Source organism: Glaciecola sp. 33A (assembly GCF_002836745.1).
GTDB lineage: Bacteria > Pseudomonadota > Gammaproteobacteria > Enterobacterales > Alteromonadaceae > Glaciecola.
Genome location: NZ_PJAR01000044.1, coordinates 481,771 through 500,688 on the forward strand (window position 1 = coordinate 481,771; position 18,918 = coordinate 500,688).

Annotated in this window: 18 protein-coding genes; 9 read left to right on the forward strand and 9 right to left on the reverse strand. The window is 40.7% G+C overall.

Features of this window, described 5'->3' with window-relative positions; all coding sequences use genetic code 11:
• Positions 1–21: 21 nt before the first annotated feature.
• Positions 22–1,830 (reverse strand): M61 family metallopeptidase, encoded by a 1,809-nt coding sequence (locus CXF81_RS18220; protein ID WP_101182828.1) that lies wholly within the window; start codon positions 1,828–1,830, stop codon positions 22–24.
• Positions 1,831–1,934: 104 nt separating this feature from the next.
• On the opposite strand from CXF81_RS18220, the gene CXF81_RS18225 reads away from it, so the two are divergent.
• The 6 genes from CXF81_RS18225 (at position 1,935) to CXF81_RS18250 (ending at position 6,444) form a co-directional block, all read left to right on the forward strand.
• The gene (locus CXF81_RS18225; RefSeq protein ID WP_101182829.1) at positions 1,935–2,600 is read left to right on the forward strand and encodes a flagellar brake protein; all 666 of its coding nucleotides are present in this window, start codon (positions 1,935–1,937) and stop codon (positions 2,598–2,600) included.
• Positions 2,601–2,650: 50 nt separating this feature from the next.
• Entirely contained in the window at positions 2,651–3,112 is a 462-nt protein-coding gene (locus CXF81_RS18230; protein ID WP_101182830.1) for a DUF962 domain-containing protein, read from the forward strand.
• A 279-nt stretch (positions 3,113–3,391) separates the two neighbouring features.
• Positions 3,392–4,234: a DUF6279 family lipoprotein gene (locus CXF81_RS18235; RefSeq protein WP_101182831.1), complete on the forward strand. Its 843-nt coding sequence runs from the start codon at positions 3,392–3,394 to the stop codon at positions 4,232–4,234.
• 259 nt (positions 4,235–4,493) lie between these two features.
• Positions 4,494–4,997, forward strand: coding sequence for a hypothetical protein (locus CXF81_RS18240; protein WP_101182832.1), 504 nt, complete (start codon positions 4,494–4,496; stop codon positions 4,995–4,997).
• Between the two features lie 116 nt (positions 4,998–5,113).
• Complete coding sequence (locus CXF81_RS18245) at positions 5,114–6,112, forward strand: rhodanese-related sulfurtransferase (RefSeq protein ID WP_101182833.1); 999 nt, start codon at positions 5,114–5,116, stop codon at positions 6,110–6,112.
• Positions 6,113–6,195: 83 nt separating this feature from the next.
• Positions 6,196–6,444: an EF-hand domain-containing protein gene (locus CXF81_RS18250; protein WP_101182834.1), complete on the forward strand. Its 249-nt coding sequence runs from the start codon at positions 6,196–6,198 to the stop codon at positions 6,442–6,444.
• Between the two features lie 224 nt (positions 6,445–6,668).
• On the opposite strand, the gene CXF81_RS18255 is transcribed toward CXF81_RS18250, so the two are convergent.
• The 3 genes from CXF81_RS18255 to CXF81_RS18265 form a co-directional block, all read right to left on the reverse strand.
• On the reverse strand, positions 6,669–8,036 hold the full coding sequence (locus CXF81_RS18255; RefSeq protein ID WP_101182835.1) for a DEAD/DEAH box helicase: 1,368 nt from the start codon (positions 8,034–8,036) through the stop codon (positions 6,669–6,671).
• Between the two features lie 144 nt (positions 8,037–8,180).
• Positions 8,181–8,840 (reverse strand): 3-oxoacid CoA-transferase subunit B, encoded by a 660-nt coding sequence (locus CXF81_RS18260; RefSeq protein WP_101182836.1) that lies wholly within the window; start codon positions 8,838–8,840, stop codon positions 8,181–8,183.
• Positions 8,841–8,842: 2 nt separating this feature from the next.
• Positions 8,843–9,547 carry a CoA transferase subunit A gene (locus CXF81_RS18265; RefSeq protein ID WP_101182837.1) on the reverse strand — a complete coding sequence of 235 codons (705 nt, stop codon included), beginning with the start codon at positions 9,545–9,547 and terminating at the stop codon, positions 8,843–8,845.
• 186 nt (positions 9,548–9,733) lie between these two features.
• On the opposite strand from CXF81_RS18265, the gene CXF81_RS18270 reads away from it, so the two are divergent.
• A complete protein-coding gene (locus CXF81_RS18270; RefSeq protein WP_101182838.1) occupies positions 9,734–10,615 on the forward strand; it encodes a LysR family transcriptional regulator in 882 nt (293 codons plus the stop codon).
• On the opposite strand, the gene CXF81_RS18275 is transcribed toward CXF81_RS18270, so the two are convergent.
• Positions 10,616–11,314 (reverse strand): hypothetical protein, encoded by a 699-nt coding sequence (locus tag CXF81_RS18275; protein ID WP_232771992.1) that lies wholly within the window; start codon positions 11,312–11,314, stop codon positions 10,616–10,618.
• Positions 11,315–11,413: 99 nt separating this feature from the next.
• Positions 11,414–12,136: a sensor histidine kinase KdpD gene (locus CXF81_RS18280; protein WP_101182840.1), complete on the reverse strand. Its 723-nt coding sequence runs from the start codon at positions 12,134–12,136 to the stop codon at positions 11,414–11,416.
• Between the two features lie 249 nt (positions 12,137–12,385).
• On the opposite strand from CXF81_RS18280, the gene cysB reads away from it, so the two are divergent.
• Complete coding sequence (cysB, locus tag CXF81_RS18285) at positions 12,386–13,360, forward strand: HTH-type transcriptional regulator CysB (RefSeq protein ID WP_101182841.1); 975 nt, start codon at positions 12,386–12,388, stop codon at positions 13,358–13,360.
• Between the two features lie 49 nt (positions 13,361–13,409).
• On the opposite strand, the gene CXF81_RS18290 is transcribed toward cysB, so the two are convergent.
• The 3 genes from CXF81_RS18290 to pabB all read right to left on the reverse strand — a co-directional run bounded on the left by CXF81_RS18290 (position 13,410) and on the right by pabB (position 17,095).
• Complete coding sequence (locus tag CXF81_RS18290) at positions 13,410–14,783, reverse strand: L-serine ammonia-lyase (protein ID WP_101182842.1); 1,374 nt, start codon at positions 14,781–14,783, stop codon at positions 13,410–13,412.
• A gap of 225 nt (positions 14,784–15,008) precedes the next feature.
• The gene (locus CXF81_RS18295; protein ID WP_101182843.1) at positions 15,009–15,599 is read right to left on the reverse strand and encodes a CoA pyrophosphatase; all 591 of its coding nucleotides are present in this window, start codon (positions 15,597–15,599) and stop codon (positions 15,009–15,011) included.
• The gene (pabB, locus tag CXF81_RS18300; RefSeq protein ID WP_101182844.1) at positions 15,596–17,095 is read right to left on the reverse strand and encodes an aminodeoxychorismate synthase component I; all 1,500 of its coding nucleotides are present in this window, start codon (positions 17,093–17,095) and stop codon (positions 15,596–15,598) included. Before pabB ends, CXF81_RS18295 begins: the two co-directional genes overlap by 4 nt.
• Positions 17,096–17,205: 110 nt before the next feature.
• Here pabB and CXF81_RS18305 point away from each other — a divergent pair, with 110 nt between their 5' ends.
• Positions 17,206–18,738, forward strand: a complete 1,533-nt coding sequence (locus CXF81_RS18305) for a fumarate hydratase (RefSeq protein WP_101182845.1) — start codon at positions 17,206–17,208, stop codon at positions 18,736–18,738.
• Positions 18,739–18,918 lie beyond the last annotated feature (180 nt).

Below are 18,918 nucleotides of genomic sequence, written 5' to 3' on the forward strand. Positions count from 1 at the left end.
GTTCATTGAGTGGGCACTGCATTACAACGTGACTGTTCCTGCTATCCAAGTGTCAAATAGGTTTGGATTTTCGATAGTAAAATAGACGGTATCATAAATAGCGCTCTGAATAGGTAAGTTGCCTATCACGATGCGACCTTGTCGTAGCAATGTTATTTCAACTGTTGAAGTCCGTTGATTGTCCAATAATCGTTGCAAATTGCCACTATTTATCTGCCATTGACCCATAGCAATCATCACATCACCAATTTGAGCACCCGCTTGAACAATAGGAGAGCCATCAGACATTGTTTGCAATACAATGCCACTGCCATGGTCCTTAAAGGTTGCTCCAAACGCATTTTTGAAGGTCTCTTTACTTGCTTTTCCTCCCTTATCATCAACTGATGTCCGGCTGCGTAGATTTAATTTTAAGCCAATGCTCTGAATCATTGTGTCTATAGGCAGGTCCATGGTTGTGTAAATTGCTATATTAAGAAATCCAGATATATCGATATTAAAATGTTCTTTGCAGAGCGTTTGAATAACATCGTTGGCAGTGCCTGTGTTTTCTTTACCATATTGTGACCACAGTAACTGCATTAATTGGTCAATAGAGTAACGATTGTTGCTGAGTTGTCGCAATGTTATATCAAGTGCCAGCGCAATAATCGTCCCTTTATTGTAATAGCTCACAATGTGATTGTGTGACCCCGCGTCTTGCTTATAAAACTTGCTCCAAGCCTCAAAACTTGATTGCGTCACGGTTTGTTTGTGTCGGCCTTGAGTTCGGTTCATTCGTGTCATATTCTGACCCAGTATTTCAGCGTAACTTTGGGCGCTAATCAACTTAGTTCTGGCCAAACTCAGGTCATCATAAAGACTGGTGAAACCTTCATATATCCAAAGTTGCTCCATGTATTGTTCAGAACTTAGGTCGGGCGAAATCATGATTTCAGGTTTTATACGTTTAACATTCCATGCATGAAAAAGCTCATGGCTGCACAAACTCAAAAACTGCTGGTATTGCTCAGGTATGATATCGGACTCACAACGCATAGGTAAATGAAATCGGGGAAACATAAGCGCGGTAGAGGCACGGTGCTCTAAACCACCAAAACCGTCTTCACATAAAAGCGTGATAAACCAATAGTCGTTTTCTGGCAAGCCGTTAAATAAATCTAAGTGATGTTTGCAAAGGGGTTTTAGATCATTACAAATTCGTTCAACATCAGCTTCAGTCTTTCCAGAAAAGACCAAATGAAAACGCGTGCCTGCTACTTCAAATGTATGTTTTTCAACCAGTCCTAAAAGGACCGGGTGATCAATTAATTCTTGGTAATCGTTACAGCTAAAATGGTGAGTTGCATGTCCTTGCGACTCAACAATAGATTGTTGCTTTAACGACGTACACATCTGCCAGTTTCTAGCGAGTTGGTTATTTACAATTTGCACCGATATTGGGGCCGTGGAGTTTTCGGTAAATTCCTGTACTTCTAAAAAAGTGCTTGTTCCATTAAAGAATGCGTATTCGTCAAATAAGTACGCGCCGCGAACGGATAAATCAAACGCGTAAACTTGATACGAGATTTCTAAACCTGATGCAGCGTTTCGTACAAGCCATGTTTGTTTATCAATTTGGCTTATTGGCCGCTTTTCATTAGTTGGCGAACGCGCTTCTATTAAATGAATGTTTTGGCAAAAGTCTCTTATCATATAACTACCCGGTATCCATGCAGGAAGCGACAAATGGATAACATCATGTTGTGAGGCCGGAATAGATATTTTGACATTAAAAACGTGCTCAGCTAAATTTTCAGGTACGATATGGTAAGTGAGCGTGTCTGTCATGAATAAAAGCCTTTGGTAGTCGAGGTATGCGATGCGATGAGACTATATTATCATGCTAGCAGTTATTTGTGGCCAAACAGTTGTAGAGTAAAAAAGGAATTCAAGTGAAACCGTCAATATCCTCAGCTGATATCAACGCACTTCTATGTTTGTTGCCAAACACTGAGGCTGATATGCAATTAATTGCGCGTGCACAGCCTGTTCGACTAAGAACAACCTACTTTGGTACCGACGGCGAGCAATGTTTGTTGTTTCGATATCCTGCATCAACAGAGTTAGTCAACACTACGCATTTAATCGAACCCGACACGCAAGTAGTTATCAGGTATGTGCTGGACGAACCTTATGGTGAAGTCGTGGCATTTAAAGTGCGCGTTTTAAAAGTGATTTATTCACCATTGCCGATGGTAATTACAAGTTTTCCGTCGGTGTTGCAGAAACTCGGACTGAGATCGCAAAAACGAGCGATATCGGGTGTGCCGGTCGAAGTTGTTTTAGATGAACAGGAAAATCGAGAAGCAGAAGGATTAATTGTCGATATCTCAAAAAATGGCTGCAAGTTACTAATTCCATTTAAAACAGTACTTCAGGTTATCCAAAGTGAAGAAAAAATTACACTTTGTGTAGAACTGGCCGAAAGAACCCTGTTAATTGCGGCCCGAGTCAAAAACGTGCGGATTGAAAAAGAATTCCATGCTTACGGTATGCAGTTTGAAGACGATGACAATCAACTTGAACGTTTACTTGAGCGTTACATGATCACGTTGTAAACTAATTGTTAATATAAGCTAAAAATATAAAAATAATAAAGAGGTAAAAAATGCGCGAAATAGAGCGACTAATTAATAAATATGGTGAAAGTCACACCAATAGAATCAATATCATGATCCATGCCATTGCGGTTCCTGCTATTTTCTTTGTGACTATCGGGTTGCTATGGTCCATTCCTGTACCTGAGTTTATGCAAGTAATGAAAATTACCTTTGCGCATGTTCTCGCTATTCCGACGCTGTATTATTATTTTAAGCTGTCTGGCCCAATTGGTGCGGCAATGACCTTGCTTACGTTGAGTGCGTTTGGTCTCGTTAACGTACTAATTATGTTTGATGTTTCTGTTTGGATATTTAGTTTAGGCTTGTTTGTGGTGATGTGGATATTGCAGTTTATCGGTCATCACGTTGAAGGTAAAAAGCCGTCATTTTTTGAAGACTTACGCTACCTATTAATCGGTCCAGCTTGGTGGTGGGTGCATTGGCTAAAGAGAATGAACATAAGCTATTAACATAAGCTATTAACACGAGCTATTAACACGAGCAACATGAGCTATTCAGTAGCGCACTGTATTTTTAGTTCCTCGTTGTTTTGGAGCCTAACATCGAGCTTATCTCAAACCTTAACCACCTCTTTCCCTGATGATGCGCATAGGTTAGCGAAAAGAAAATACGCTGAACAATAATAAATCGCTGAAACTTGCTTTATTTATTAGCATTTGAAACCTTTATTATTCATATTGTCGTAGTAACATTAGAGTAACAAAGCGGTCAAAACGGAGCAGGTGAGAGTGAAAAAAATTATTATTATTGTTTTAGTCTTGTTTTTATCTGGCTGCTCGACAAAATTCGTGTATAAAAATGTGGATTGGTTGGCTTATTGGTATATTGATGACTTTGTAGAGTTAACTAAAGAGCAAGAAAAAGTGGTCGATGCTAAGTTAGGAAGCTGGCTTTTGTGGCACAAGAATAATGAACTTCCTATGTATCTCGAGCACTTGAACGAATTGTCAGGCGATATTCGAACCCAGCAAATGAGTCTTGATAGAATAGACTACCATCGACAAAAAGCGGCAGACCACTGGGTGCGCTTAAAGATTAAGGTTATCCCTGACTTAGTAGGCATGGCGCCTTTGCTTTCGCAAGATCAGGTGAACTCTATGTTCAAAGAAATTGATAAAATGAATAAAGAGGAGGCTGATGAAAGAGAAGAGCTACTCGCAAAGACACCTGAAAAGCGCCAAAAAGACTCAGTTAAGCGCAATAAAAGAAACTTAAAACGCTGGTTAGGCAAACTCAATTATGAACAAGAGCAACTTGTTGAGAACATGTACGGTGAATTCCATTCAAACGGTGAGTTATGGTTGCAGTATCGGGTTCGATATCAAGCGCAATTACGAGCATTATTTAATGATGCAGACAGGGGCGATGGCTTCAAAACTAGATTAAACAAGCTACTGATGGAGCCAGAGTTGCATCGTGGTGATGTTCTTAATCAACGCAATATCGAAAATAGTAATAAGTACCAAGCGTTTTTGTTAGCGGCGGATGCCTTATCAACTGAAGACCAGAGAAAACATTTACTCGCTGAAATTGCTGAGTTTGTTGATGATTTAAATGATTTAGTAAAATAATCGTTGTTGCAGGAGGTTCGGACAATTGAATTAAAAGTTTACTCTATTGCCGTTTTGTTAAATATGAATTATTTTACACGCAAATTTGAATAACCAGTCAGTGCGCATTGTATAGCTGTTCGCGTTCAACTCAAGGCCTCCCACTCACCCTGTTTATTGCTTGTGTTTACATGTTTTCTTATCGTTTACATGACTAAAAACTTTAGAAAATGCCGCTGAGTGACGATAACAAATTACCAGCCTACAAACTATGTGTGTAATGGATAAAGTCTCAGTACCGCATATTGAGCAACAATTGCGGCTCAACCGCAGCATGCAAGCGATAAATACAGATAAAAGTTTGTTTTATCTGTATTTATCTATGCTCGAAAGAGATTTGTCGACGGTACCTAGATTCGCTGATGCGCAGACAACGAATGAGATTGTATATGCTGATATAGAATCTCATTATTATAAACACCCAGCACTTCAATTCACAGAGCAAGATTTTATACTGCAAACGTCTTTTTCAGGCGCTGTCGCCCAACAATCAAGTAGCACGCTTCAATTGCTCAATGCTTTCTTCCCTCAGGGCTTATCCCAGCACAATAATCATCTAAGGCTCGATGATGACGTAGTGGATGGACTTGATTATTTTGCTAAGCAACGCCTTAATAAATCGATATCAGCTGACGTCGATAGCTTTTTAGAGCAAAATACAATTCAAGTTGACGAAACGTTGTTGTTCGACCTTATCCCCAAAGCAGCTGAATTTACTCTTTAATCTATTGCGTTGGATCAACTCTGATTAAGTTTGCATAGAGAAACTATTATTTTTCTGCTATGTTGCGCGCGTTATTTTGCCCTGGTTTTACGTTCCAATCTGCAAAAAGGAAAACTATGAACAACTACATTGTATGCGCGTTATACAAATTCGTCACGCTTAACGACTTTAAAGAAATGCGTGAGCCTCTTTGTCAATTTATGCAACAGCGCCAAATTAAAGGAACCATTTTACTAGCTTGCGAAGGCATTAATGGCACCGTTTCTGGAGCCCGAAACGCGATTGATGAGCTGCTTGCTTACTTTAACGCCGATGCGCGTTTGAACCCTATTTCATGTAAAGAATCGTTACATGAAGAACAACCATTTTATCGCACTAAAGTGAAGCTCAAAAAAGAGATTGTGACGATGGGTGTTGAGGGTATTGACCCAAGGCGCACGGCAGGAAGTTACGTAAAGCCAAAAGATTGGAATGATTTGATTTCAGACCCTGACGTTACCTTAGTCGATACTCGCAATGATTATGAAATTGAAATTGGCACTTTTAAGTACGCGGTTAATCCGAAAACTGACACGTTTAGAGATTTTCCAGCTTATGTTGCAAAGGAACTTGACCCAGCAAAACATAAAAAAGTAGCTATGTTTTGTACCGGCGGTATACGCTGTGAAAAGTCGACCGCATATTTGAAAGAGCAAGGCTTTGAAGAGGTTTATCATTTAGAAGGGGGTATCTTGCAATATTTAGAAGATGTACCCAAAGAAAAGTCGCTGTGGGAAGGCGATTGTTTTGTCTTTGACAATAGAGTTGCGGTTAATCATGACTTGCAAAAGAGTGAGTATGATCAATGTTATGGATGCCGTCTGCCGATTACCGCAGAAGACAAATTAAGTGATAAATTTGAGTCTGGTGTAAGCTGTCCTAAATGTTTCGGTAAACACACCGATGATCAGCTTGGACGTTTCCGAGAGCGTGAAAAACAGGTGCGTCTTGCTAAGCAGCGCAACGAAGAACACGTAGGAACAGAAGCAAGATTGGTGATAGAACAAAAACGCATGCAAAAAGCAGAACAACAAAGAGCTCGCAGTCTATTGAAAAATAAACAAAGGGCACAGTAACGTCGTATTTCTCCTAGACACTCAAGGGGCTAAAGGAGTAGACTTCTTAATTATAGAGCGAAATGATCACAATAGGATCTACGATGAGCCAAGACACAAAGCTAACGGACCCGCAGGTAGCGGAAATAAGAAAAGACTTCGATTTTTTCGACAGAGATTTAAACGGACAAATTGATCTGCATGAGTTCATCGAATTATTGACCGTGTTATCACCAAAAACTAAAGCCGGAAACGTGCAGGAAGGCTTTTCATTAATTGATGGAAACGGTGACGGCTTTATTGACTTTGAAGAGTTTCTTGATTGGTGGAAAGATGGTTGGTGGGAATATTAACTAACTAACTCTTTCACATTTTTAAAAAATCAAAGCCCTAAAGATTGATCATGCTAAGGGCTTTTCAGTGCTTACTAAATATGTATAGCGCCTGCTCTGAAAAACACCTTTACCACTGCGACCGCCCTGAGAGTATGCAGTAGTGACTATGTCAGCGCGTTCTTGCCAATACAATGGATTATCATCCACAATCCAACACAAACGCTGCCAACGGCTCTGAAAGGCTAAACTTTAGTGTCAGTGCTATCGTTATCAAAGTTTAAGTCGTCATTATTATCAATGTCATCAACCACGGCTCTAGGTTTGCGTTTAACTGGAATAAATCCAGTATCAACTGCATCCATGGTTCTTACCCGTTTTTTAACTGGATTCTTAATTGCTTTTTGTTGTACTTTTACAGATGCTTTGCTTTCGGCTTTCTTTTCAACCATCGCCCGTCTACCCTTGAATTTAGACGGTAATCCTTCATATTCAGAAAACGAATAGTCTTGGGTTAGTTTTGACTTAATGGCACTAAAACTGTGCCAGTCTTTACCGCTTATAAAAGAGATAGCGACGCCTTTGTTACCCGCTCTCCCAGTTCGGCCGATGCGATGAATATATTCATCAGCAAATTTTGGTAAATCGTAATTAATTACCAAGGCTACGTTTAACAGGTCCAGCCCTCGTGAAGCAAGATCGGTTGTGACTAAAACGCTATGTAGCCCCCGCGAAAATGCACTAATGATACTAGAACGTTGACCTTGCGCCAATTCACCATGCAAACTGATTGCTTCAGTACCTTTATCTTGAAGCTGCTGGGCAATTCGACCGGTATCTTCGCGAGTTGCTGTAAATACGATGGCTTGTGTCCGATTCGCTAACACTAATGATTTAAGCAGTAATTGGTCCTTGTGCGAAACCCCGTCCGACAAATAAAACTTTTGTTCAATATCAGCATGCGGTATGGCCACGTTATCAATAACAATCTGCTCAGGTGCATTCAACATTTTTTCCGTCATTGCATGCACTGCTGCACTGTCGATAGTGGCTGAAAACATCATTGTTTGGCGTTTACGATGACTGGCAGCGCGATGAATAAGATCCAGCTGGTCAGAGAATCCAAGCTCAAGCATACGATCTGCTTCATCTAATATAAGTAATTCAATGCCATTGAGAAAGAAACTTTTACCATCAATGTGGTCCGCAATACGACCTGCAGTGCCAACAATAATATCTGGTTTTTTGCGCAACATTTTGACTTGGTCATTGTAATTTTCGCCGCCCACAATTAATACCACTGAGATAGAGGATTGCGTTGCTGTCAACTTCTTTGCCTGCATAAAGACTTGTTTAGCCAATTCGCGGGTAGGGGCGAGAATAATCGCTCTAGGATCTGCTTTGGTTAGTGGTCTGCTTGTTAACAGCCGATTGACCGCGGGCACTAAGAACGCAAGTGTCTTTCCCGAACCTGTCTTTGCACCTGCTACAACGTCTTTGCCCATGAGAGCATGGGGAATACTTTTGTGTTGTACTTCTGTTAGCGTATCAATTTGCATAACAGACAACGCCTTGAGTACGCGGCTGTCGATGGGGAGTTCAGAAAATAACAAGATAGAGCCTCTTTTAATGATTCTTGCACATAATTCTTCAACATTATCCTTGAAATGCGCTCGTTATAAAAGAAAAACCCCAACATATTACTGTCGGGGCCTATTTCGAATGAAAAGTGCGCAACGAGAATGAATTAATTCATTTTAGGTAATCGTCATCTCAGGAATATCACCGTCAATAACGAGTTTCCCAGCTGTCTTCTCAATAATCTCTTCGATACTCACGCCCGGTGCACGCTCACGCAAATGAAATGCTTTATCTTTTACTTCTAATACCGCTAAGTCAGTAATGATCCGAGTAATACAGCTAACACCAGTCAATGGTAATGTGCAAGCGGATAGAAGCTTTGAATTTCCGTGTTTGTCGGCATGTGTCATCGTCACAATGATATTCTTCGCGCCGGCAACTAAATCCATAGCGCCGCCCATGCCCTTGATTAACTTACCGGGGATCATCCATGAAGCAATACTGCCGCTAACATCGACTTCAAATGCACCTAGAACAGTGAAGTCTACATGGCCGCCTCGGATCATGGCGAAACTTTCTGCAGAATTAAAAATGGAAGCGCCTGCTGCAGCCGTAACCGTTTCTTTTCCAGCATTGATCATGTCTGCATCTACCTGTTCTTCGGTTGGATAAGGGCCCATTCCTAGTAGCCCGTTTTCAGACTGCAGCATAACTTGTATATGTTTAGGCACGTAATTGGCCGCTAGAGTAGGGATACCTATACCTAAATTCACGTAATTGCCGTCTTTAAACTCTTGAGCGACGCGCATTGCAATTTGGTCTCTTGATAGTGCCATGATTATACTCCTTTTGACGTAACTAAACGCTCAATACGCTTTTCGAATGAACCTTGAATAACACGATCAACGTAAATACCTGGCGTATGTATTTGACTAGGTTCTAGCTCACCGACTTCAACAATTTCTTCAACTTCAACGACGGTAATTTTACCTGCGGTTGCTGCCATTGGATTGAAGTTCATTGCTGTGTGTCTATACATGCAATTACCGTAGCGGTCGGCTTTCCATGCTTTTACGATAGCGAAGTCACCTGTAATCGCTTCTTCCAGAATATAGTCGCGACCATTGAATTGACGACTCTCTTTGCCTTCACCTACTGGCGTTCCAAAACCAGTGGCTGTATAAAAAGCAGGAATGCCGGCGCCGCCGGCTCTCATTTTTTCGGCAAGTGTGCCTTGTGGTGTTAACTCGACTTCGAGTTCACCGTTAAGCAATTGTTTTTCAAAGAGGGCATTTTCGCCGACGTATGACGACACCATCTTTTTAATTTGTTTGTCTTCTAATAAAACACCCAGACCAAAACCATCGACACCACAGTTGTTCGAAACAACGGTGAGTCCTTTGGTTCCCATGCGCTTTACCTCAGCAATTAAGCCTTCAGGAATACCACATAAGCCGAATCCACCGGCAATAATTGTCATATTGTCTTCAAGTCCATGCATTGCATCTGCGTAGCTTGTTACTACTTTATCAAAACCAGCCATGAGTACTCTCTTATGTTGTGCGACAGTTGTACAGTATTCACCAAGATGTTAAATTTGTAAAATCGATTTATTATCAGTATTAATAATTTAAAGTTATTAATTAATTTATGCTAAATAAAAAGTAGTTGTGCATTAACGCGTAAAATCCAGTGGGTGATTTAACATAACCGATTAAAGAGTATGTTTATGGTGACTATTAAAAACCTTCAAGCGTTTGTTGAACTTGCCAAGTGTCAATCGTTTGCAGAAGCTGCGGAAAAAAGACATATCTCTCAACCGGCATTATCCAGTGCCATAAAAAAGATGGAACAACAGTTGGGAGGAGCGCTTTTTAGTCGTTCAACAAGAAGCGTAAAACTAACACCTGAAGGCACTTCATTTTTACCTGTTGCTCGTCGCTTATTAGATGACTGGGAGAATGCAGTTGGCGACGTTAAACAGCTTTTTAAGCTTGAAAAAGGACTTTTAACGATCGCATCAATGCCTTCCTTTGCGGAAGGAAAATTACCGGATCTATTGGCTTTTTTTGGTTACGCGCAACCAAATGTCAGCATTAGAGTGCATGATGTAGTGATGGAGCTCGTAATTGAAAGTGTGCTCAGCGATCGCGCGGAATTAGGCTTTGTATTTGAACCCGAGGATAAAGAAGCACTAAATTTTTATCCGATGTTTAATGATGAGTTTGTACTGATTATGCCTCCTAATCATCCGCTTACGTCAGGTTCAGAAATAGGTATAGAGGATGTTATTGAATATCCATTTGTAAGCATGAATAGAGGGTCAACTATGCGAAAATGGATAGATGATGAATTAATGAATAATAAGCAAAAGATTAGCATTGCAGTGGAAGCGTCTCAATTTAGCACTATAGGGAACTTGGTTTATTCAGGGATGGGTATTGCTATTGTGCCTGCAATGGTCCAAAAGCAAATGCAGGCAAAGGGCTGCGTTAGTGAAAAGGTAACAGGCTTGAATATTGTTAAACAGGTCGGCCTAATCACGCCGAAGAGTCGGTCTCTGTCAACAGCAGCGCACGCATTTATAGCTAGTTTGGACTTGGATTTATGATTACCACTTTTTCTTAGGACCAAATAGCTGATCAATATCGCCACTTTCCTTGGCTTTTTCAGCAACGACCTGTGCGAGGTTGCTTGCTTTCATCGCATTTTCAAGACCATCAAGCTTGCTTTCGAATTCAGTAATTCTTGCGCTTGTATATTCATCCTGTGGTTTATGTGCTTTCAGAGCACCAACTGCTTTTTCTAAATATTGCCTTGCGCTTCCCTGCATATCTCCATTCATTGCATCGCTTGCTCGTTTATTGAGAGTTTCGACGTTAACTCTTAGTTGCAATCTTTCTAAGCTCTTATCCTCTGTAGAAAAGATCTTTGAGCTAATGTTTCCTTTGCCATGCTCAGAGCGTAATATAATTCTTAATTTCTTCACTGCCTGAATATACTTGATAATAACCTTGTCATTTTCGGGAAGTTTGAATGTACTCTGATCAGGCGCAGGTTCGGCTATATCAATATTTTTGATGCTATTTGTTATATCAGTAAGACGTTGTTTTAAGTCGGAATTGAGGCTTTGTTTTAGACTTTTTTTAATTGAATTATGAATTCTGCGCGAAAGAATAGCGATGAGCTGCTGCGACACAGGCATTTGTCCAGCTGCAGTGAGTACATTTTCGGTTTCGTTTATAATCGCTCTTTGACGGCTCAGCTCTTCACGCTTTTGGGATTCCTTGCGTTCTTTATGCTGCTGCACTGCACTCGCGGAAATACCAGCGATGATGACAATGGCGATTAAAAGTATGACAATTGTGTACATTATAAATTTCCGTTTAGGCGTCAGTTTTTAGGTCCTCTAGGGTAATAGTACCTTAAATATACTACCGCCCGTAACGCTATTATTGCTTAGCTTAATACTTCCCTGTCGATCCTTGTTTTTATGCGTCTGTGCAATCATTCTAGCGAAGAATAAACCTAAGCCTGTTCTCCCTTCACTCACACTCAATGATTTCATTGCTGCATCTGACATATCGAGCATACTCTGCGGATAACCGGGGCCGTTGTCCTCGACCGCAATGCAAAGGTAGTCGTTTTCTACAGCGGTTGAAATCTTAATTTCACTTGCACCATAGCGGATTGCATTGACCAATACATCATTCATCAACAAAAACAGTAAATCCTTGTCCGCAAACCAAGATAACTCACTGTTGACCTCAACCGAACAGGTAATATTCTTTTGCTTTGTGTAGGTTTTGTTTGACTCTATAATTTCATACGCTAAATCTTGCATAAAGCATTCATCGATATTAAGTGATAACGCATCTAATTCAACCCTGTAAAGGGACAGTATCTGAACTAATGTGGTATTCATTCGATTCGCTTCATAGTGCAAATCCATAATATATTGTCTGCTTATGTTTTCCGAAGGAGGCAGAGATTCTGATAAATCTTCAATGGTCTGCAACAGCAAACTGAGTGAGTTTTTCATGTCGTGTGCAGCAACAGCCATCACCGAAGCGAAATCAATGGTTAAGTTATCGTTTCGTTTATCCACATTGAGTTGTTGATTCTGTGACATACATCACCTTTTAACAGTCCTGTTAAGATTATCGGCCGAATTACTAGATACTATATCAATAATGCCCTACAGCCTCGTTTTAAAAGAATACTAAGGTATTAAAAGACTAAAAATTTGGTGACAATTGTTGGTCATAAGAATGTTTTACTAAATTCTTATGCAAATTTGTTTTAAATTGTCTATTATTTGGTTATAAAGAGAATAAAATACAGATACTGAATTCAGTAACATCAACCCCTAGGTTATTTAATGAAATTACAACAATTAAGATATATCGTCGAAGTCCTAAACAATAACCTAAACGTGTCGGCAACGGCTGAGGCACTTTTTACTTCTCAACCAGGTATTAGTAAACAAGTAAGAATGCTTGAAGATGAACTGGGTATCCAAATATTCGGAAGAAGCGGGAAGCACCTTACCCACGTCACAGATGCAGGCAAGGATGTGATCAATATATCGCGCGAAATACTTGCTAAAGTTGAAAGTATAAAGGCGGTTGCTCGCGAGTACACATTGCCCGACCAAGGCAAGCTAAATATAGCAACCACGCACACTCAGGCTCGTTACGCGTTACCAGATGTAATAAAAGGCTTTATGGCAAAATACGCTAAAGTGTCCTTACACATGCATCAAGGTACGCCATCACAAATAAGCGATTTGGCGGCCAAAGGTGAAGCTGATTTTGCAATTGCAACGGAGTCATTGCATCTATATAACGACTTGGTGATGTTGCCTTGTTACCATTGGAACCGGTCTGTTATCGTAAACAAAGATCATCCATTAGCAAAGAAAACATCGATCACTATCCAGGACATCGCTAAATATCCTTTAGTTACTTATGTATTTGGGTTTACTGGTCGCTCAGAACTTGACCATGCATTTAATATTGCTGGCTTAGAACCCAAAATAGTCTTCACAGCGACTGATGCCGACGTTATTAAGACCTATGTCAGGTTAGGAGTGGGCATTGGTGTGATTGCCTCTATGGCTGTTAGTGATGATTTAGATTCTGACCTAGTGAAAATTGATGCAAGTCATTTGTTCGATTACAGCACAACAAAAATTGGCTTTAGAAAAGGTTCATTTCTGCGAAACTACATGTATGAATTCATAGAGCGCTTTGCACCACACCTAACTAAGGATGTTGTCGAGAGAGCCATGATGCAAAAGAACAATGAAGAAGTTGAGAAGATGTTCAAAGGGCTGACATTGCCTGTTAAATAGACTAATTGTTCATTGCAGACCAATCATTTAGTTAACTATTATCGAGTTATTAGCACTCGATAATATTTACTGCCAAGCCACCTCTGGACGTTTCTTTGTATTTGGTTTTCATGTCGTTGCCAGTTTCCCACATTGTCTTAATGACCTTGTCCAGCGACACTTTATGGTTACCTGTGCCTCTAACAGCGAGGCGAGAGGCATTGATTGCTTTGATCGCACCCATTGCGTTTCTTTCAATGCATGGCACTTGAACTAAACCGCCTACAGGGTCACAGGTTAATCCCAAATTGTGCTCCATACCAATTTCAGCTGCGTTCTCAACGGCGGCGACAGAACCGCCAAGTATTTCTGTTAATGCGCCAGCAGCCATTGAGCAAGCGACGCCTACTTCACCCTGACAGCCCACTTCAGCACCCGAAATTGATGCATTTTTCTTGTACAAAATAGCGATAGCTGCAGCAGTCAATAAATAGCGACAAGCTGTGTCGTCGTCAACGGGTTTAATAAATTTATCAAAGTAGCATAATACGGCTGGAATAATTCCTGCTGCACCGTTAGTAGGTGCTGTAACGACTCGGCCCCCAGCTGCATTTTCTTCATTGACTGCAAGCGCGAATAAATTGACCCAATCCATCGCCTGCATGGGGTCGTTATTGTTTTCATTTTTTAATTTTCGGTATAGACCGTATGCACGTCGGTGTACTTTTAATCCACCGGGCAGAATACCTTCAGTGTTAATACCGTTTTGCACACATTCCTTCATAACTCCCCATATGTGGACTAAACGTTCTCTGAGAACTTCCTCTGGCATGATTGATATTTCATTTCTTAACATCAATGTGCTGATAGAAAAGCCATTGTCATGACATATTTGCATTAATTCAGTGGCTGTTGAAAATGGAAAAGGAGCGTCGACTTGTTGCTCTGCAAATTTTTCGGCTTTTTGTGCTTTAAACTCAGATTCTTCGACGATAAAACCGCCGCCTATTGAATAATATGTTTGTTGCATTACGCACTCAGTACCAGCAAATGCAAAGAATGTCATACCATTAGAATGCAAAGAAAGTGTTTTTCTACGGTGGAAAACAATAGCCCCATCTTTTGGGAAGATAATTTGATGTTCTTGGTTAAGTCTTAACACTTGATCTATTTCGACTTGGGATAGCATAGCATCAACTTTTTTGACCGGTACGTTCTCCGGTAAATAACCAAGTAAGCCCAAGATAACCGCTTTACCAGTGCCGTGGCCTTTACCTGTTTGGCCTAACGAACCATAAAGTTCGGTCTTTACGGCTGTTATTTGGTCAAAAAGCTGTGCTTGCTTTAATACATCACAAAAAGCCGCTGCGGCTCGCATAGGGCCAACTGTATGAGAACTTGATGGGCCGATACCGACCTTGAACATGTCAAAAACGCTGATCATATTTTATCGCTTAGCTATTAATTTTATCCATCACTAGTTTTACATAGTTTTGTTAATAAACAAATGAGATTTGCTAATCAGTTGCATTAGAAATGTTAATGCGATGTTATTGATTAAAGGTTACCTGAAATAAGGTTGAATGAAGATTGAAAGAGGTCTAAAGAACTTGAATTCAGATGCTCAAGCAACGAGTTCAGTTATACTATTAAAAAGCATCCAATTTAATTATGAATAAAACTCGATATGTTTACATAGCAGCGCGGTCATACCGGCTGTAGCACCCCAAATAAGGTCATTTTGATACTGGATAAAATAGACTGGAAAAGTTTGTTTGCGACGCTCGACATGATGCACAAAATAATTTTGCTGATTCATTAAGTGTGACAACGGCACCTGAAATACGCGACTGACCTCATTTTTATCAATTATTAAGTCATTATCCAGATCAACTGATTCGTCTAAAATACCAATGACAGGTAAAACAGCGAAACCGCTAATAGTTTTATACTCCGGGAGAGTACCAAGAATACGAACTTTATCTGGTTTAAGGCCTATTTCTTCCTCGGCTTCACGCAGCGCGGTATCAACCAATGTTTCATCAGAGGTTTCATATTTACCGCCTGGAAAACTTATCTGCCCTGCGTGATGGTTTAAATGAATTGCGCGCTGCGTAAACAAAACGTGTAAATCTTCAAATGGCGGCTGCAAGCAGATAAGTACCGCTGCTGGCCTAGTTTTTACTGGAAATGGAAAGTCGTGCGATGGCCCAGCTGACCAAGGAAGGTGGAACTTGGATAAAAAGTGTTTTTCATTCATGCTATTGGTTTATCCACTTCATGTTGACTTTTCACTGTCACCGTTGCCTTCATCATACTGTCTTGTGGTAAGTCGTCTATGTGCATCGTTTCTTCGAGTACAGGCAATATTTTGGCGACTTTATCCAAACTTTCTTGGTATTCGCTGTCAATATCTGAATCTAATACAATACCACCACCAGCCCAACAATAGAGTCGATTATTTTCTGCTAGCACCGTACGAATACAAATGTTGGTGTCCATATCGTCACGTACACCAATGTACCCTATGCTACCACAATAAATACTGCGTTTATCCGGTTCAAGTTCCTGAATGATTTGCATCGCCCTGTGTTTTGGAGCACCTGTTATCGATCCCCCAGGAAAAGCGCCTTTGAGTAATTGAATGGGCGAAGACGTCGCCTTAAGCTTACCTAAAATGGTACTGACCATATGGTGTACCGCAGGATAACTCTCGAGTTTGAATAAGGCTGGGACCACTACTGAGTGCGGCTCGCAGTGTTTACTTAAATCGTTTCTAAGCAAATCAACAATCATGAGGTTCTCAGCTCGATCTTTCTCTGAATTAAGCAATTCTTCACTTAGTTTTTTATCATCTTCGCTATTTTGAGCTCGTTTGCGCGTGCCTTTAATGGGTTTTGTTTCTACGATACCTGTTTTTACTTGTAAAAAACGTTCAGGAGAAACACTTAGAATACAACTGTTTTCTAGGCGAATGAAAGATGAAAACGGAGCTTTATTAAGGTTGCGAAGCAGCTCATAAGCTTGCCACTCAGAACCTTGATAAGAAGCTTCAAAGCGCTGAGCAAAGTTTATTTGATAGCAATCACCTGAATGCAAATAATTGTCGATTTTTTGTAATTTTTTACGATATTCAGATTCTGTTTGATTCGCTAACCATTGGCTTAATTGCCGAAATTTTTCTGACTTACTTGCATCTGAATTCCTATTTTTATCTAAATTAGAAGGTTTTAGTTGCTCTGCGCGCTTCGCGTCGATATAACAACGATAAACTTTGTTGGTTCTATTATCAAAAATAAGGCTTTGATCGTAAATACCAACGGCTAAGTCAGGTGATGAATATTGCTCTGTATTTGCGTCTTGTATGCCGTCTAACTGGGTGTTTAAATCGTAATTGAAGTAACCTAATGCGCCACATAAAAAAGGAAGCGGGGTAGTGTCAGTTGCACTAACTATTAATTTAAATTTGCTGTGAATTTGTTCCAATCTTTCAAATGGGCATTGATTCACTGTATCCGATTCTGTTTCCAGTAAACCAGTCCAGCCGTGGATCGCAGATTCGACCAATTTCTTACTTTTAACCACTAACTTTGCAACAGGGGAATGCACGATAATGTCGTAACGACCATCGCTTAATTGATTATTGCAAGTGTCGAGTAACATTGCCCAAGGCAAATGCTGGTAAGCGGAAAATACTTGAATTGCGGAAATCCCTCCAAGTTCAGGGCACTCCTCAATGAAAATCGGTAATGGCAATGTTAACCTCGTAAATAATCAGGTTTTTTTGGCGAAATAGACATGAGTCACGTAGTATACTTGGCTAATTATTAAAACCATATTAATCTTTGAAAAAAATAGAGGACATCATGACCGTCATTCGTCAACAAGACTTTATAGACAGTATTGAAGATGCGTTGCAATTTATCTCGTATTATCACCCTTTAGATTACGTTAAGGCAGTCGAGGCTGCTTACAATCGTGAGGAAAGCAAAGCGGCAAAGGATGCTATGGCGCAAATTCTAATTAACTCAAGAATGTCTGCTGAGGGCAAGCGTCCGCTTTGTCAAGATACTGGAATTGTGACTTGCTTCGTTAAAATTGGCATGGCGGTAAGTTGGGATAAGACCGACATGACTGTTCAAGAAATGGTTGATGAAGGAACTCGTCGTGCTTATCTAAATCCCGACAACCCCCTAAGAGCCTCGATTGTTTCTGATCCTGCTGGTAAACGCATTAATACCAAAGATAACACACCTGCAGTTGTGCACATTGATACTGTTAAAGGCGAAAAAATAGAAGTAATGATAGCGGCCAAAGGCGGCGGTTCAGAAAATAAGTCTAAAATGGTCATGCTAAACCCGAGTGACGATATTGCAGAGTGGGTGGTAAAGACATTACCGACTATGGGCGCGGGTTGGTGTCCTCCGGGCATGTTAGGCATAGGGATTGGTGGAACAGCGGAAAAAGCAGCTGTTTTAGCCAAAGAAAGTTTAATGGATCCGGTTGATATTCAAGAATTAATGGATCGTGGTGCGGTTACGACTGAAGAAAAATTGCGTTTAGATATATTCAAGAAAGTGAATGACTTGGGTATTGGTGCGCAAGGATTAGGTGGCCTAACCACGGTCGTTGACGTCAAAATAAAATCAATGCCAACGCATGCAGCATCTAAGCCGGTTGCTATGATCCCAAATTGTGCGGCAACACGGCATGCGCATTTTTGCCTCGATGGTTCAGGTCCATCAGAGTTACAGCCACCTAAATTAGAAGACTGGCCAGAAGTGACTTGGGAAGTGAGTAAAGACACTAGACGTGTCAATCTTAATGATATTACGAAAGCTGATATTCAAGATTGGAAGGTGGGTGAAACCGTCTTACTGAGCGGTAAAATGTTGACTGGCCGAGATGCAGCGCATAAACGCATACAAATGATGTTGGATAACGGCGAGGGTTTGCCTGATGGCGTTGACCTAACAAACCGCTTTATTTATTACGTGGGTCCAGTTGATGCTGTTGGCAGCGAAGTTGTTGGTCCTGCTGGCCCAACAACGGCGACGCGCATGGACAAGTTTACCGACATGATGTTGGAGCAAACTGGCCTTATAGGCATGATAGGTAAAGCAGAGCGCGGCCCAGCAACAGTTAAAAGCATTGCTAAGCACAAGGCGGTTTATCTGATGGCAGTAGGCGGTGCGGCTTACCTCGTATCCAAAGCAATTAAGAAGTCGCGAGTGGTTGCTTTTGAAGACTTAGGAATGGAGGCAATTTACGAGTTTGATGTTGTCGATATGCCAGTGACTGTGGCTGTAGATAGCACAGGTGCGAACGCACACGAAATAGGCCCTGCTATATGGAAAGCAAATATTGCTGATTTGGATGCGGCTTTAAGAATCAAATAGCCTTTATTTCCTGTATGGGTTGACTGTAGACAGCGGTCGCAACGAAGTAGGGTCCTCAATTTGACGAGACCCTCTTATTATTTCTTTATTTGTGTTTGTCGATTTTTATTCAATCATTCAATCAATAAATTTATGTTCACGCACTTGTGTATTGAAGTAGACATATAAATAAAGACCCTA